Below are 15,375 nucleotides of genomic sequence, written 5' to 3'. Positions count from 1 at the left end.
CTCCAGCGTAGGCCTGCAGCAGTGGGCGGGTGTCCCATCCCGGCGCGGCCTTTTTCCAATGAAGAGGGGAGAGTGCCCGCTGAGGCACTCTCCCACTTTCAGAACTACGGATGCTTACCAGGCGTAGAAAATCGCCACGATCAGCAGCCACACCACGTCCACCAGGTGCCAGTACATGCTGGCGGCGGTCAGAGAACCGTGGTTGTACTTGTCGATCTTGCCGGTCAGGGTCTGGTAGTACGGCAGAGCCACGCCCACGCCCCCGATCAGAATGTGCAGACCGTGCAGGCCAACGATGATAAAGAAGCAGGCCTGCCACAGGTTCTGTTTCCAGTCGCTTTCCACGCCGAACAGCGCGAACTCGTACACCTGGAAGATCATGAACAGGCCGCCCAGCAGCAGCGTCACGAACAGGCCCAGACGACCCCAGGTGACGCGGCCGTGGTGCATGTCCTGCTCGGCCTTGTGGAGCACGAACGACGAGCTGACCAGGATCAGGGTGTTCAGTGCAGCCAGCCAGATGCTGGGGCGCAGCGCAGGAGGCTCGGCGGCGCCAATCACCCGCAGGTACACGTATCCAGCGATCAGCACGGCGAACAGGCCCACTTCACTGAGGATGAACCAGCTCATGCCCATGAAGCCGTTGTCGTACTTGGTCAGGTGGTGGTGCTCGACCGGTACGGCATACTCGCGGGTACCGGCCCACTTGAACAGGCCCCACAGGAACACTGGGAAGCTCAGGTACAGCAGCACGGTGGCGAACACGAAGCTCGGTGAAGCCTCGGAGAACGGGCGCAGACCAGTAGCGGGGTTGTAGTTGGTAAACCAGCCGAAGCTCAGGCCGTAGCCCATCAGCAGCAGACCAACGGCCGTCACGAAGGGCCAGATGCTGTCCACCGGCAGGTGAATGCTCTTGGGATCCACCGGGGTCAGGGTTTCTCCACTCTTTTCCCAGTCATACAGCGGGCGCTCGGTGGGGAAGGTGGTCGGGAAGTCGTGCGCGAAGTTGTAGGCCGCAGGAGGCGAGGCTGCCGTCCACTCCAGGGTAAAGCCGCCCCAGGGGTTGGGTCCGGCCGTGACAGGACGCTGCAGGCTCTGCAGCATGTTCCACACCCACACCGCACCGCCGGCCAGCAGGGTCAGGGCGCCCAGCGTGCTCAGGAAGTTCAGCTCGGTCCAGGCAAAGTTGCCTTCGGGGTAGGTGTAGTAACGCCGGGGCATACCCAGCAGACCCAGGATGTACTGCGGCAGGAAGGTCAGCCACGAGCCGATCATGAACAGCCAGAAGTGCCACAGGCCCAACTTCTCGTCCAGGAAGCGCCCGGACATCTTGGGCCACCAGTAGTAGATGCCGCCCATGGCCAGGAAGGCCGTACCGAACATCATCACGTTGTGGAAGTGCGCCACCACGTAGTAGGACATCGTGACCTGATAGTCGAAGGGAATCATGCCCAGCGAAACGCCGGTGATCCCGCCGACCAGGAAGTTGAAAATAAAGCCGACCAGCCAGTAGGTGGGGGACTTCATCAGGATGCGTCCGCCCCACAGCGTGCCGATCAGGTTGAAGATCTTCACGCCGGTCGGCACGGCCACGATCAGGGTCATCACGGCAAAGGCGATCTGCCAGATTTCCGGCAGGCCCACTGCGAAGATGTGGTGTACCCACACCAGCAGACTGACCAGCACGATGCCCAGCAGCGAGTACACCATCACGCGGTAGCCGAACAGCGGCTTGCGGGCCATGGTGGAGGCGATTTCGGCGCCGATTCCCAGGTAGGGCAGCAGCATGACGTACACGGCGGGGTGCGAGTAGAACCAGAAGAACTGCTGCATCAGCACCGGCACACCATTGATGCCGGGGTTAAACATGCTCAGGCCCAGCTTGATTTCCAGGTAGGTCACCAGCGCGGCAGCCGTCAGACCACCCAGCGAGACCAGCTGCAGGATGCTGGTGGCGAAGATGCTCCAGCAGAAAATGGGCATCTTCCACAGACTCATGCCGGGGGCGCGCAGGTTGACGATGGTTGCTGCGAAGTTCGCGCTGCCCAGCAGCGACCCGATACCGTTGAGGATCAGGGCCACCATCAGCACGCTGACCCCGGTCTGGTTGGCGTCCACTGACAGCGGGTAGTAGAAGGTCCAGCCGACGCTGGGCGCTCCACCGTTCCACAGCCCCAGCACGACCAGGATCAGGCTGAAGACGAACAGCCACACCGCAAAGGTGTTGACGCGGGGCAATGCCACGTCCCGCACCCCGAGCTGAAGCGGCAGAAAAAAGTTTCCGAAGCCGAACAACCCGATAGGAATCAGGAAGAAAAAGATCATCAGGGCCGCGTGGACCGTCAGGACCTGGTTGTAGGCCGTACCGACCAGGATTTCCTGGTTGGGCAGGGCCAGCTGCACACGAATGGCCACCGCCAGAAGGCCGGCAGCGGCAAAGGCCAGAATGGACACAAAGATGTACAGAATGCCGATCTTTTTATGATCGGTGGTCATCATGTAATCCTTGATGACCTCCCACGCGCCTCGCTGGGCGACGGTGCTCTGCGGAGCGTGCTGAACGGTCACTGCGTTCCTCCTGCGCGGGCGCCGTACACCGGCGTGCCGCGCCAGTAATCCGCTTCTTCCGGCAGCTTCAGGCTGCGCAGATAGGCGGCGATATCTTCGATTTCCGCTCTGGTCAGGACACCACCTTTTTGCATCTTGCCGTTGACCATGTACTCACTGCCGTCATAGGTAGGCATCAGGGCACCGGGTTTCATCCCTGGGCTGTTGGCGATCCACGGCACCAGGTTCTTTTCGGCTTCCTCGCCTTCCCACATGCCGGCCCCCAGGGTGCGGCGCGTGCCGAAGAAGCTCAGGTCCGGGCCGGCTCCAGCTGCGGCAGGGGTGCCCTGTACGCGGTGACAGGCCGAGCAGGCCAGAGCGCCCGTGGAGGCCTTGCCCTGCATGAACAGCGTGTAGCCGCGTGCCTCGGCGCTGCCTTCTGCTGGAGTAGGAGCACGGTAGGCCTTGGCTGCCGCCAGGAAGGCCTGGTAGCGCTCGGGCTCCAGGGCGATGACCTTGTAACGCATGTTGGCGTGGCTGGCCCCGCACAGCTGTGAGCAGTTGCCCTGGTAGACGCCGGGACGTTCGGTGTCGACCTTCCAGGTACGGATGACGCTGGGCAGCGCGTGACGCTGTCCGCCGATGTTGGGAGCCCAGAAACCGTGGATCACGTCGCCGCTGGTCAGGTTCAGCACCACCGGCTGGCCGGTAGGCATCACCATTTCGTTGCCGTTGGCCACCGTTCCGCCGGCGTCACTGGTCACGGTGGGATACGCGAAGTTCCACCAGAACTGCTTGGACAGAATGTCAATCTTGGGAGCATTGACGGGCACGGGGTTGAGGCGGGCCATGCTGCGCACGGTCAGCACGCTCAGCAGGATCACGATGACAACCGGCACGGCCACCAGGATGACTTCCAGGCGGTTGTTGCCGTGGAACTGGGCCGGCGGCGCATCATGACGGTCCTCGCGGAACTTCTGCACCGAGTAGAACAAAGCCCACGAGACCCCAACAAAGACGATGATCGAGAGCGCAATGGCCCACAGACTCATCCAGAAAATCTCTTTGTTGTAGCCCGAACTCATGTCTCCGATAGAGAGCAGCTGTTCGGACTGGCAGCCGGTGAGCAACGTAGCGGCCAGCCCGGCAGCCAGGGCCGTGAAGGCCGCTGGGCGTTTGCGCGGCCGGGCTGTGCCGCTCTGGCGGTCTTGGATGGTGTTCAACTTCACTCCTTTCGTCTGCTTGCAGTCTAAATGGTCACGACACGAAATGTGCGCTTCTGGCGCACGCGACCGGCCCGGCCATTTTCCTTATTCGACCGAACGGTCAGGCCGCTGTCATGAGAACAGATTACGGGGCAGGCAAGTGTCCTGCCATAACTGCGCTTTGCAGGGTGCAGTGGGCGGCAACAGCGCAGGCGGCTCCCTGTTGAGGAGACCGCCTGAGAACTCTTTTTATCTCGCTTTTATAGATGGGCGAATACAATCCGGTCCACTGCCGCCATAACAAACAGCAGTGCCAGATACAGCATGGAATACAGGTACAGCGGCACTGCCACCCGGCGCTCCACCGCGTTTCCGGCCATGACATGCCGGTAGAGGCGCCAGGACAGCACCAGCAGCCAGCCACCCAGTGCTGCGGCCGACAGAAAGTAGATGGCACCGACCTCACGGAAAAACACAGGCATGACTGACAGAACCACCGTATAGATGGCGTACAGTCCGATCTGCGCCACCGTCAGCCTGTCACCGTGCACGACCGGCAGCATTGGAATGCCAACCTCGCGGTATTCGTCTTTGATCATCAGGGCCAGTGCCCAGAAGTGCACCGGCGTCCAGAAAAAGATGATGGCAAACAGAAACCAGGCAAACAGGTTCAGGTCGCCGGTCACAGCCGCCCAGCCCACCAGCGGAGGGAAACAGCCGGCCGCACCACCCAGCACGATGTTGTGCCAGGTATTGCGCTTGAGCCACAGGGTGTAGACCACCACGTAGGTCACGAAGCCCGCCAGGCTCATCCAGGCGGCCAGCGGCGTGGCCCAGACCCACAGCATCACAAAGGACAGCACCTGCAGCGTGGTGCCGAACACAGCCGCCTGTCGGCTGCTGATCACGCCGCTGCTGGTGGGGCGGCTGGCCGTACGCGCCATTTTCAGGTCAATGTCCCGGTCGATGATCATGTTGAACACGCCCGCAGACCCGGCCGACATGTACCCGGCCAGCGCAACCACCACAAGCAGCCCCAGGCCCGGCCAGCCCCGCTCGGCCATGAACATTGCCGCCAGCGTGGTCCACAGCAACAGGCTGATGACCTTGGGCTTGGTCAGTGCCAGATAGTCCCGCCACGTGGCCCGCAGGGGGCCGGACTGGACTGCAGAGGGCACGACCGTCTCTGGCACCGCAGTCACGCGCCCTGCCGCTGCGCACCGGAAACGGTGGAGGGAGAACGGAGAGACAGAGCACTCAGGGCGCGGTACACCAGCATCACGGTCACAAGCCACATCATGCACGCCAGAAGCAGATGTGTCAGTTGCATCCATCCCGGTGCCTTCAGGGCCACGTTGGCAAAGCCGGCCAGCATCTGCACGGCAATGGCTCCTGAGAGCCACAGTCCCCAGCGCCGCACCTGCGCATCCGGGCGCAGCCGGGCCAGGGTCGCCGCCATCCACAGCAGGTAGGCACTGGTCACGATGGCCAGCATCGGGTGAAGCACCCGCAGGTTCTCGATCAGGGTGGCCGTGGCCGCGTAGTCACGTTTGACCGTCTCGATAGGGGTACTGCCGTCGGCCGGGAGGAACAGCAGATCGCCGAGCGCGGTCACAGCCCCAGCCATGCCCAGGAGGAGGAGCAGCGCCAGCCCTGCACTGCCCAGCCAGACTGCCCGTCCCTGCCCCTTCAGGCGCAGTCCCGGCTGCCCCGACGCCCACAAAGCCGTGAGCAGCAGCGCACCCAGCAGCGCAAAGGTGTTGGCCAGATGGATTCCCTGCACAAAGCCACGCGCCGGCTCGGTGCTGTCGGCAGTCAGGCCCAGCATCACCTGCACGCCGCCGACGAGCCCTTCAAGCACGATCAGCCCCAGACTCAGTGCGGCGCCGAATCGTGCCGGATGGCGAGCTGGCGTCACCCGGAAGGCCACGAACAGCAGCACCAGGGCCAGCACGCCGCTGAGTCCGCTGGTCAGGCGGTGACTGAACTCGATCAAGGTGTGCACGGTGGGGCTTTGCGGCACCACCACGCCGTTGCACAGCGGCCAGTGTTCGCCGCAGCCTGCGCCAGCACCGGTAATGCGGACGACCGCACCCCACAGAATGACCAGCACGTTGTACGCCAGCGCTGCCCAGGCCAGCCGGGGCAGCCAGACGCTGGATCTGGGCCGGGTGTCCGTGCCAGGAGTAGCCCTCAAGGTTGAGCTCAATTCATTCACCGTCCCTTCCGCAGGGTCCCGGGGCAGAGTGGGCGCCTCACCGGGACTGGTGCGGTCCTGCCGGCATTCTAGACACCTGACCCACCTGAGAATTGTCCCCCCCCGCACGGACCCCCACAGCATGGTCCGGGGCAGCCAGACACCTGCCCCGGGGTGCTGCCCGTACACTGGCGGAGTTATGGCGGAAACGATTAATCAATGGGCGGTCTTTACGATCGTTCTGAGCGGACTGGCGCTGATGGCCGGCGTCTTCCTGATCCGGGGAGGCAACCGCGAAGCGCATATGAAGGCCATGCTCCTGGCCAGTGGTCTGGCTACAATTTTTCTGGTGCTGTATCTCACGCGGCTGGGCCTGGGCTACGAGAAGAAATACATCGGTCCTAACCGGAGCGCCTATCTGGTCCTGCTGATCAGCCACATCATCCTGGCAGCGGCGAACCTGCCACTGGCTCTGCTGGCGCTGTGGAACGCCTGGAAAGGTCTCAAGGCGGCAGGAGGAAACCTGCGCAACATTGACCTGCCCGCTGCCCGTGGGTACTTCAACCGGCACCGCGCCTGGGTGCGCTGGACCGTTCCTGTGTGGCTGTATGTGGCGGTGACGGGCTGGATCATCTATCTGCTGCTGGGCCGCTACGGGGAAGTCATCAAAGCCTGAGAACCGGCACAGCAGCAGGGCGTCAGGCTGGTACAGGCCCCGGCGCCCTGTTCTGCTACGCTCGCCGCATGAAACGCAGTATCCCGGAGCTTTTGCAATCCGAGCAGCCCCTCGTGATGGTGACTGCCTATGACTATCCGGGAGGGCTGCACGCTGAGGCCGCCGGGGTGGATATGATTCTGGTGGGTGACAGCCTGGGGAACGTGGTGCTGGGCTACGAGAGCACAGCGCCGGTGACCCTCTCCGACATGATTCATCACAGCAAGGCGGTGCGCCGCGGCGCTCCCCAGACCTTTCTGGTGGTGGATATGCCTTTTGGGACGTATCACACGGGGGTCACCGACGCCATGCGCAATGCTGTCCGGATCATTCAGGAAACCGGTGCCGACGCCGTGAAGATGGAAGGCAGCACCCCCGAGGTCCTGCAGGTCGTGGACACCCTGAGCCGGAATGGTGTGCCGGTGGTTGGGCATGTAGGTTTGATGCCGCAGACCGCCACAGCTCAGGGCGGCCTGCGGGTCCAGGGCAAGGACGATGACACGGCCCGCCGAACCCTGGAGGGTGCACTTGCCCTGGAAGCAGCGGGGGCCTTCTGTGTGGTTCTCGAAGCCATTCCCGCGCGGCTGGCAAAGCTGATTACCGATCGCCTCCAGGTGCCGACCGTGGGCATCGGCGCCGGCATCAACTGCGACGGGCAGGTTCTGGTGACCCATGACCTGCTGGGAATCTACGAAGGCGAGGAAAAGAAAATTGCCAAGCGCTACGCCGAGGTCGGCCGGGTCTCCCGTGAAGCCATCGCGCGGTATGCCGACGAGGTGCGCCGCCGCGAGTTTCCTACGCGCGAAAACAGCTTTGTGATGAAAGACGACGTGCTGGACAAGCTGTACTGAAGGGCTTCATATGGCGCCGGCCGGCTGATCAAGTCGGCCGGTAGACTTTATGGGATCAGAGACAGCGATTTTTCGATCCTGGAATTTAGGAGGTTTCACCTATCTTGCGTCAGCTGTTGGTCTTTGCCAGCAAATGGCGCAAGGCAACGCCAGCTATAGCGGGCCAGCCCAACATGAAGGAAGTGATGACCGTTGAGGAAAAAGCCCGGCAGACTCAAAAGGCACAGCTCCAAGGCGCCAATGATCTTGAGGCTGCGTGACTGGGCTCAGGCCTGAGCATACCGGCGACATGAAGAAGGGCCACTCCCGTGGGAGTGGCCCTTCTTAGGTGTCAGTTCTGAGGTTCAGGGGTAGAGGCCGCGGAGGGCGCGGGCTTCGAGGACGCGGGTGCAGGCGACGATATATACGGCGGTGCGCAGGGTCACGCCGTGACGCTCCTTGACGTCCCACAAACTGCAGAAGGCGTCCTGCATGATGCGGTCGAGGCGGTTGTTGATCTCATCCTCGGTCCAGAAGAACGAGCTGAAGTCCTGCACCCACTCGAAGTACGACACCGTTACCCCACCGGCATTGGCCAGCACGTCCGGCACCACCGTCACCCCACGCTCGGCCAGCAGGTCATCCGCCGCCGGAATGGTCGGCCCATTGGCGCCCTCGACAATCAGCCGCGCCTGAATCCGGCCGGCATTCTCCAGCGTGATCTGCTTTTCCAGCGCTGCCGGAATCAGCACGTCACACGCCACATCCCAGAACTCGTCACGCTGCAACGTCTCGGTGCCGGGCAGCCCAGTGACCGCGCCACTCTGACGCAGGTGCTGCAACGCCAGCCCCGGGTCGATGCCCGCTTCACACGCGATGGTGCCGGTCACGTCCTGGATCGCCACGATCTTCGCGCCGTGTTCGTGGAAGATGCGCGCGGCGGCCTCACCCACATTGCCGAAGCCCTGCACCGCGATGCGCGCGCCCTGCATCGGCATGCCCAGCTTTTTCATGGCCTCGGCGCCGGTGACGAACACCCCGCGTCCGGTGGCGTCGGCACGGCCCAGTGAGCCGCCCAGCGAGACGGGTTTGCCGGTGACCACCCCGGTGGCGGTGCGCCCCACGTTCATCGAGTACGTGTCCATCATCCACGCCATCGTCTGCGGCCCCGTGTTCACATCCGGCGCCGGGATGTCCTTCTCTGGCCCGATGATCAGGCCAATTTCGGTGGTGTAGCGCCGCGTGACCCGTTCCAGTTCTCCGGTGCTGTACTTGCGCGGGTCGAGGCGGATGCCGCCTTTCCCGCCGCCGTAGGGCAGGTTGACGGCGGCGTTCTTGACGGTCATCCAGGCGGACAGGGCCATCACTTCGCTGAGGGTGACGTCCTGGTGGTAGCGCACGCCCCCCTTGGCCGGGCCACGCGAGGTGTTGTGCTGAACCCGGTAACCCTCGAAGTGCGCCACGCTGCCGTCATCCAGATGAACAGGGACGTCCACCACCAGGATCCGCTTGGGCCGCTTGAGGGTCTCGACCCAGTAGGCAAGCTTGCCCAGGTAGGGCGTCACACGCTCGACCTGCTCAAGGAAGATTTCGTAGGGGCCGATGTTGTTGGGGTCGAGGTAGCTGGGAATTTCGTGCTGGCGGGTGGACTTGGGGTCCTGGGTCGTGGTCATGGGTAGACACTCCTTGGAGAGGGGGAAGAGATAAGGAGATACATGCGGTTCTGTGCCCGGAGGCAGACCTGGGGGATGCTGCTGATGAGCAGAAGGGTGGGCTGTGCCTCCGGGCTGTGGCTTATGGGTACACCCCGCGCATCACCGTGGCGTTGTTCAGCCGGTTCAGAGCGATGGCGTAGGCAGCGGTGCGCATGTTGACGTCGTGTTGGGTCATAAAGGCCAGAACGCTGTCAAGTGCTGCGTTCACGCGGGAATCCACGGCGCGTTCAATCTCATCCTCATTCCAGAAGAAGTTGCTGGCGTCCTGCACCCACTCCAGGTAGTTGACGACCAGACCACCAATGCTGGCGACCAGGTCCGGCAGCACGATCACGCCCTGCCCCTCCAGGAAGCGTTCGGCCTCCGGCAGCACAGCGCGGTTGGTGGCCTCGACCACGTAGCGGGCGCGGATGGCGTGGGCATTGCCCGCATGAATGGCGCCGTAGTCGTAGGCCAGCATCAGCACGTCCACGTCCAGCTCGGCGACTTCCTCGGGCGTAATTGCCATGCCGAAGCCCAGCACGGTGCCGTGCATCTCGCGGTGGGCTACCAGGGCATCGAGATCCAGGCCGCCACTGGCAAAGGCAGCGCCGTCCTGGTCACTGACGGCCACCACAAGTGCGCCCTGTGCAGCCAGCGTCTGGGCTGCGCGCCGACCCACATTGCCAAAGCCGTAGACGGCGACCCTCGCCTGGCGCATGCTCTGGCCGTTGGCCTCCAGCACACGTAAGGCAACCAGGGCGGCGCTGCGGCCCCGGGCATCCTTGCTGCCGTAACTTCCGCCCAGGGTCAGTGGCTTGCCGACCACCACACCGTTTTCGGTTTCCCCAGTGTTCTCGCTGTATGCGTCGAGCACCCAGGCCATGATCTGCTCGTCGGTGCCCACGTCGGGCGCCAGGATGTCCTCGTTGCGTCCGATCAGCTCCACCAGTTCGCTGGTGTAGCGCCGGGTCAGGCCCTGAAGTTCATGCGGGCTGAGGGTGGCCGGGTCGACATCCACGCCGCCTTTAGCCCCGCCCAGTGGGAGATCTGCCACGGCGGCCTTGAGGGTCATGATGGCCGCCAGCACCTCACACTCGTGCGCGTTGAGCCCCGCCTTGTAGCGGATGCCGCCCATGCTCGGGCCGCGTGCAGTGCTGTGCACGGTGCGGTAACCACGAAATACCTGAACGCGGCCGTCGTCCATACGGACTGGCAGGTTCACGCTGAGGGTTCGCTTGGGGTATTTGAAGTAGGCCAGGGACTGATCCGTGACCTCGCAATACGGCAGCGCCTGGTGGAGTTGTTCCATGAGGCCCTGCCAGTTGAGTCCTGATGCCCGCATTCGTACGGTCTCCTTTGAAAAGGGGCTCTGCCTGAGTGATCCAGGGCAGCATACATGGCCCCGCCAGCCTATATAGACAGGTGCCCCGAGCCGTCTGTGTGACCCGGGAGAATCCCGGCCAGGACGGACTTCCGGTTTGTGCAAACCCCACACGTTCTACTCGCCCGGTGAGCAGGCGTCAAGGCGCGTGGGCGCCCACCCAGCCGTGCGAAATCTTGAACCGATTCCACCGTGTGAGCCGACAGGCTGTACTGCCCACGGCCTGTCAAATGTCAGGTGTCTGAGCGGTGCAGTGTTATTTGTCCGGATTGGCTGAACGACACCAGGCGGCGTCAGTGCATGCGTTCAATCTGACGGTAGGCCAGCGAAAGCAGCACATCGCGCGCTTCCGTAGGAGGCAGGCTGTCCAGGGCCTCGGCAGCCCTGCGGGCCCGGACGCGGATTTCCTCACGGGTACGTTCCAACGCGCCCGACTCACCTGCCAGAAGCTGCATCCGCTGCACGTCTCCCGGCTGCGCGGCGCGGCGTTCAAGGACCTCGCGCACCTCGTCGGCGTGGGGGCCGTCAAGCATCAGGAGGGTCGGCAGGGTCGCCTTGCCCTCGCGCAGGTCGCCGCCCACCGGCTTACCGATCACGTTTTCCTCGCCGGCAAGGTCAAGCAGGTCATCTTGCATCTGAAATGCCAGGCCGTACTCGCGCCCGAAGGTGGCCAGGGCCTCGCGCTGCGCCTCAGAGCTGCCCAGCAGCATCGCCGGCGCGCAGGCAGCCAGTTCGGTCAGGGCGGCAGTTTTGCCGTGAATGATGTTCAGGTAGTGCTCCAGGCCGTAGTCAGCGTACGCCGCAACCTGAAACTGCAGCACCTCGCCTTCGCAGATCTGCGAGGCGGTTTCGCCAAAAGCGCGGGTCAGTGCCGTGCCGGAGGGCATTCCGGCCAGCAGCGTGAGCAGCCGCGCAAGCATAAAGTCGCCGCTCATGACGCTGACCACGTTGCCAAAGCGGCGGAAGGCAGCCTGCTGACCGCGCCGGGTGTCGGCATCGTCAATCAGGTCGTCGTGCAGCAGCGAAGCCGAATGCAGCAGCTCCACGCATACACCCAGGTCAATCACCTCAGGCCACTGGGACGACCCTGGGCCGACTCCAAGGGCCTGGGCAGCCAGCAGCGTGATCATGGGCCGCGTGCGCTTGCCGCCAGCAGCAACCAGATCGTCGCCGATCAGCTCGATAAATTCCACGCGGGACCGCAGCACCTCACGCAGACGCGTTTCGAACGCTGCGTCGGGGAGGGCCACAGAAACCACGTTCACCATGAGGCGCAGTATAGGAAAGAGGGGTAGGGCGAAACGTACCGGACGTTTCCCTTACGGTGCTTTGTCCCTCGCGCTTCAGCAGGCCCTCATGGTAGAAATGCGGGCATGGAAAGCGTCGTTGCCCTCTTCCGCGAGCCGCGCCAGGCCCAGGCGGCCCTGGAAGCGCTGAAGTCACGTGGGTTTGGCCGTGAACACCTGGGCTTCTCCCTGTCCGACACCGTGGTCGAGCGCGACATCGCGCAGGCCACCGGTATCAGCCCCGAAGCCGGGGAACCCGGAGGCAGCGCCAGTGTGATGCGCGGAGCCTTTCTGGGCCTGATAGGCGGACTGGGACTCACGGTGCCGATCTGGCTGCTGTTTCTGATTATTCCCGAGACCCGGATCTACAGTGACGGTGGTCTGACGTCCATGCTGTTCGGTGCCCTGGGTGGCCTGGGAATCGGCGGTCTGTTCGGTGCGCTGACCGGTTCGGACCACGGGGACTATGTAAAGCTCCTGCGCCGCATGGGCGTACCAGCTGCGCACGCCGAGAAGTTTGCCGGTGGGCTCAAGTCCGGCCACGTTCTGGTTATTGCCCGTGATCCCGCTGGAACCCGTGCCGATGAAGCGCTCAGCCTGCTGCGCCGTCACGGTGCTCTGCGGCTTGAAGACGTTCATGGCGGCGGTCGCCTGCAAAGTGAGCGCATCGGTCAGGACGGCCACTAGATTCAGTCTTGGCTAGAGGCGGCGAAGGGATTTCCTTTTGCCGCCTTTTTTAGTCAGTGCCGGGCCACAGCAGGGCGGGGTCACTTAGCTCAGGCCAGTGGACACTCAGCACCTGAGTTCCCGCCGGCGTATGCAGTTCGGAAACCGGAACCACGCCTGTTCCGCTGCCACACACCCACGCAGCTGTGACCTGGGACAGTTCCTCTGCCTGGACGGACCGCTCGATAAACTCCTGGCCGCTCAGGTACGCGGCACGGGTCACGCTGGGCAGGCCGCCTGCCGGAACCACCAGCTGGCCATTCAGGCGCAGCAGTGGCGAGGTCCGGCTGCCGTCCACCACGCGACCTGAACTGTCCTGCAGCCAGCCTTCGAAAGCACCGTCAGCGGCCTGCATCGCCAGCCGGTACGGCAGATAGTTGCCCGTCTTGTGAAGGGCCAGTTGCGGATGGACCTGCACGCCAGTCAGCCGCACCTGCACGCCGGCCTCAGGCCTCGGGCCCACTTGCAGGAGGCGGTGGGACAGAAACGTCCCGGCCTCTGTCACCGTCACCCGTGCCAGACCCCAGGGCAGCGGGTCCAGAACGGGCAGCTCTGGATCCGGAGCACTCAGGCCAAGAAAGGCGCAGGTGCTCTGGAGGCGGCCCAGATGCGCTGCCCAGTGCAGTGGCTCAGCGTACCGCGTGCGCACGGTGGTAAACGCCGTGGCTCCATGCAGCCAGGAGGGGCGATTGAGGTGCACGGGCAGCAGCTTCATTGAGGGTTTCCCGGCTTCGCACCCGACAACCGCAGCCAGTTGCCCAGCAGCGTACGGCCCGACGGACTCAGCACGCTTTCCGGATGAAACTGCACTCCCCAGGCCCGCTGGCCGGGCGCCCGCAGCGCCATGACCTCTCCGTCGAGGCTGCGGGCCGTGACCATTTGGTCCGGCAGATCCCGCACCACCAGCGAGTGATAGCGCCCGAATGGAGCTCCTGGAGCCACCCCGTTAAACAGGTCGGTGCCTTCATGGCTGATCCGGTCGAGACGACCATGCACCGGCTGCGCGCGCGCGACCTGTCCACCCAGCACCTGCCCCAGCGCCTGATGACCCAGACAGACGCCCAGCAGGGGCACGTCACGTTCCAGACACAGCCGGGTCAGCGGCAGGGTGCAGCCGCTGGTGTCTGGCGTACCGGGCCCAGGTCCGACCAGCACCGCGTCAGGCTGGGTATCCAATAGCGCCCAGGCGTCTTCCTCCTGCGGGCGCACGTCCACCTGGGCGCCCAGGCTGAGCAGATCGTGCACCAGGTTCCAGGTAAACGAATCGCGGTTGTCCAGCAGCAGCACCCGCAGCCCAGGAGCGCCCCGGGGAGGCGTGGGGGGGAACCAGACCCGGCCTGGAACGGGCGGAGCCGGTGGCTGGGCAGCGCGTCCTGGAACTCCGGACAGCACACTCAGCAGGGCCTGGGCCTTGTGAACCGTCTCCTGGGCCTCACGCGCAGGGTCGGCGTCGATCACGGTGCCTCCACCGGCACGGACCTCCACCACCCAGTGCTCCGGGCCTGCAGTCCGGGTGAATGCGGCAGTGCGGATCAGAATGTTGAGGTCCACTCTCGCGCCGCTCACCACGCCCAGGCCGCCGGTGTACCAGCCGCGTGGACCGGGTTCCAGGGCGTGAATAGCCTCCATGACGCGCTCCTTGGGCGCGCCGGTAATCGTGCCGCCCGGGAAGGTCGCGGCCAGCACCTCCCGGAGCGTGACGTCCGGCCGCGCCCTGGCCTCGACTTCAGAAACGAGATGCATGACGTGGCTGTAACGTTCGACCAGCATCAGGTCCGGCACATGTACCGATCCAGGTGCGGCCACACGCCCCAGGTCGTGACGCACCAGATCCACCAGCATGGTGTGCTCCGCGACTTCCTTGGGGCTTTCACGCAGCTCGGCCTCGAAGGCGGCGTCTTCCTGCGGCGTGTCCCCACGACGGCGTGTTCCGGCGATAGGCCGCGCGTTCAGGACGTCGTTGTCCCACAGCACCAGCCGCTCCGGGCTGCACGACACCACCACTTCGTCGCCCAGGTCGGCAAAGGCCATGAACGGACTGGGGTTGACCTCCCGCAGCCGCAGGTAGGCAGCCAGAGGGTCACCGGTCGCCTCGGCCCGCACCCCGCGTGAGAGGTTGACCTGATAGACCTCCCCGGCACGGATCAGTTCCTGTACGGCGCGGACGCCAGCCGGGTAATCCACGTCATCGGCACCGAAAGGCCCGACATGCAGGGCCGGGGCCGGTGCACCCGGCCCTTCCAGCACAGCCGCCCAGTCCACGTGAGGCTCACCCACCACGCACAGGGTCCCGGCTTCGCGGTCCCACAGCAGCCCGGATGGGTACAGGCCCCACCACATCGCCCGCCCCTGGGGCGGATGGGCGCTGAGGCCAAACTCACGCGCGGCCTCGTATTTCAGGCCTCCCAGCCACGCTGGAAACAGGCTTTGATCCCTGGGACGTTCGGGCAGTTCGGTCTGGACCGCCTGCGGCCAGGCACTGAGCAGAGAGTAACGGCCATACGGCACCACCGGACCCAATGATTCGAGCAGGATCACCCCCGGCGCGCTGCGTGCCCGCAGGCGCAGCAGCACGTCAGCAGGCGAGAAGTCTGGCAGCGTGGTCGTCGTTGTCACGCGCCGGATTCTAGAGGGCCAGCGCACCGGAGACGCAGGAACAGAGCCCAGTTGCAGAGCATTTCCCCAGGGGAAAGCGAGCGGGCAGCGGGCTCGGGGGAGCTCAGCTGGCCGCCCCCGGCCTGGAAACCTTGACCCCGGTCTAATTCCCTACAATTGACCCGGATTTAAGAGG

13 protein-coding genes are annotated in these 15,375 nt (G+C 64.4%); 4 read left to right on the top strand and 9 right to left on the bottom strand.

Features of this window, described 5'->3' with window-relative positions; translation table 11 throughout:
• Positions 1–114: 114 nt before the first annotated feature.
• The 4 genes from DEIDE_RS10540 to DEIDE_RS10525 form a co-directional block, all read right to left on the bottom strand.
• On the bottom strand, positions 115–2,568 hold the full coding sequence (locus DEIDE_RS10540) for a cbb3-type cytochrome c oxidase subunit I (RefSeq protein WP_012693942.1): 2,454 nt from the start codon (positions 2,566–2,568) through the stop codon (positions 115–117).
• Entirely contained in the window at positions 2,565–3,776 is a 1,212-nt protein-coding gene (gene coxB, locus DEIDE_RS10535; protein ID WP_012693941.1) for a cytochrome c oxidase subunit II, read from the bottom strand. The genes DEIDE_RS10540 and coxB overlap by 4 nt, the downstream gene beginning before the upstream one ends.
• Before the next feature lie 236 nt (positions 3,777–4,012).
• Positions 4,013–4,945 (bottom strand): heme o synthase, encoded by a 933-nt coding sequence (locus DEIDE_RS10530; RefSeq protein WP_012693940.1) that lies wholly within the window; start codon positions 4,943–4,945, stop codon positions 4,013–4,015.
• 5 nt (positions 4,946–4,950) lie between these two features.
• The gene (locus tag DEIDE_RS10525) at positions 4,951–5,949 is read right to left on the bottom strand and encodes a COX15/CtaA family protein (RefSeq protein WP_041227226.1); all 999 of its coding nucleotides are present in this window, start codon (positions 5,947–5,949) and stop codon (positions 4,951–4,953) included.
• A 199-nt stretch (positions 5,950–6,148) separates the two neighbouring features.
• On the opposite strand from DEIDE_RS10525, the gene DEIDE_RS10520 reads away from it, so the two are divergent.
• The 3 genes from DEIDE_RS10520 to DEIDE_RS19075 all read left to right on the top strand — a co-directional run bounded on the left by DEIDE_RS10520 (position 6,149) and on the right by DEIDE_RS19075 (position 7,775).
• Positions 6,149–6,625 (top strand): DUF420 domain-containing protein, encoded by a 477-nt coding sequence (locus DEIDE_RS10520; RefSeq protein ID WP_012693938.1) that lies wholly within the window; start codon positions 6,149–6,151, stop codon positions 6,623–6,625.
• 68 nt (positions 6,626–6,693) lie between these two features.
• Positions 6,694–7,515: a 3-methyl-2-oxobutanoate hydroxymethyltransferase gene (gene panB / locus DEIDE_RS10515; RefSeq protein WP_012693937.1), complete on the top strand. Its 822-nt coding sequence runs from the start codon at positions 6,694–6,696 to the stop codon at positions 7,513–7,515.
• A gap of 104 nt (positions 7,516–7,619) precedes the next feature.
• A complete protein-coding gene (locus DEIDE_RS19075) occupies positions 7,620–7,775 on the top strand; it encodes a hypothetical protein (protein ID WP_162485451.1) in 156 nt (51 codons plus the stop codon).
• Between the two features lie 84 nt (positions 7,776–7,859).
• Here the strand turns inward: DEIDE_RS19075 and DEIDE_RS10510 are convergent, their stop codons facing one another.
• From DEIDE_RS10510 to DEIDE_RS10500, 3 genes are all read right to left on the bottom strand, one after another.
• On the bottom strand, positions 7,860–9,167 hold the full coding sequence (locus tag DEIDE_RS10510) for a Glu/Leu/Phe/Val family dehydrogenase (protein WP_012693936.1): 1,308 nt from the start codon (positions 9,165–9,167) through the stop codon (positions 7,860–7,862).
• Positions 9,168–9,288: 121 nt separating this feature from the next.
• Positions 9,289–10,533, bottom strand: a complete 1,245-nt coding sequence (locus tag DEIDE_RS10505) for a Glu/Leu/Phe/Val family dehydrogenase (protein WP_012693935.1) — start codon at positions 10,531–10,533, stop codon at positions 9,289–9,291.
• 332 nt (positions 10,534–10,865) lie between these two features.
• Positions 10,866–11,840 carry a polyprenyl synthetase family protein gene (locus DEIDE_RS10500; protein ID WP_012693934.1) on the bottom strand — a complete coding sequence of 325 codons (975 nt, stop codon included), beginning with the start codon at positions 11,838–11,840 and terminating at the stop codon, positions 10,866–10,868.
• A 105-nt stretch (positions 11,841–11,945) separates the two neighbouring features.
• On the opposite strand from DEIDE_RS10500, the gene DEIDE_RS10495 reads away from it, so the two are divergent.
• On the top strand, positions 11,946–12,545 hold the full coding sequence (locus tag DEIDE_RS10495; RefSeq protein WP_012693933.1) for a hypothetical protein: 600 nt from the start codon (positions 11,946–11,948) through the stop codon (positions 12,543–12,545).
• 49 nt (positions 12,546–12,594) lie between these two features.
• Here DEIDE_RS10495 and DEIDE_RS10490 read toward each other — a convergent pair whose 3' ends face one another.
• Positions 12,595–13,299, bottom strand: a complete 705-nt coding sequence (locus tag DEIDE_RS10490) for an aminotransferase class IV (RefSeq protein ID WP_012693932.1) — start codon at positions 13,297–13,299, stop codon at positions 12,595–12,597.
• Entirely contained in the window at positions 13,296–15,200 is a 1,905-nt protein-coding gene (locus DEIDE_RS10485; protein ID WP_012693931.1) for an aminodeoxychorismate components I/II, read from the bottom strand. The genes DEIDE_RS10490 and DEIDE_RS10485 overlap by 4 nt, the downstream gene beginning before the upstream one ends.
• Positions 15,201–15,375: the final 175 nt, after the last annotated feature.

This window comes from Deinococcus deserti VCD115, assembly GCF_000020685.1.
GTDB lineage: Bacteria > Deinococcota > Deinococci > Deinococcales > Deinococcaceae > Deinococcus > Deinococcus deserti.
Note: the sequence above shows the minus strand (reverse complement) of the source record. Positions and strands in the feature narration are given on the sequence as shown.

Bases quoted from the DNA above. Each gene is read 5' to 3' on its own strand.
- DEIDE_RS10520 (WP_012693938.1), top strand. From the start codon at position 6,149: ATGGCGGAAACGATTAATCAATGGGCGGTCTTTACGATCGTTCTGAGC.
- panB (WP_012693937.1), top strand. From the start codon at position 6,694: ATGAAACGCAGTATCCCGGAGCTTTTGCAATCCGAGCAGCCCCTCGTG.
- DEIDE_RS10510 (WP_012693936.1), bottom strand. From the start codon at position 9,167: ATGACCACGACCCAGGACCCCAAGTCCACCCGCCAGCACGAAATTCCC.
- DEIDE_RS10505 (WP_012693935.1), bottom strand. From the start codon at position 10,533: ATGCGGGCATCAGGACTCAACTGGCAGGGCCTCATGGAACAACTCCAC.
- DEIDE_RS10500 (WP_012693934.1), bottom strand. From the start codon at position 11,840: ATGGTGAACGTGGTTTCTGTGGCCCTCCCCGACGCAGCGTTCGAAACG.
- DEIDE_RS10495 (WP_012693933.1), top strand. From the start codon at position 11,946: ATGGAAAGCGTCGTTGCCCTCTTCCGCGAGCCGCGCCAGGCCCAGGCG.
- DEIDE_RS10490 (WP_012693932.1), bottom strand. From the start codon at position 13,299: ATGAAGCTGCTGCCCGTGCACCTCAATCGCCCCTCCTGGCTGCATGGA.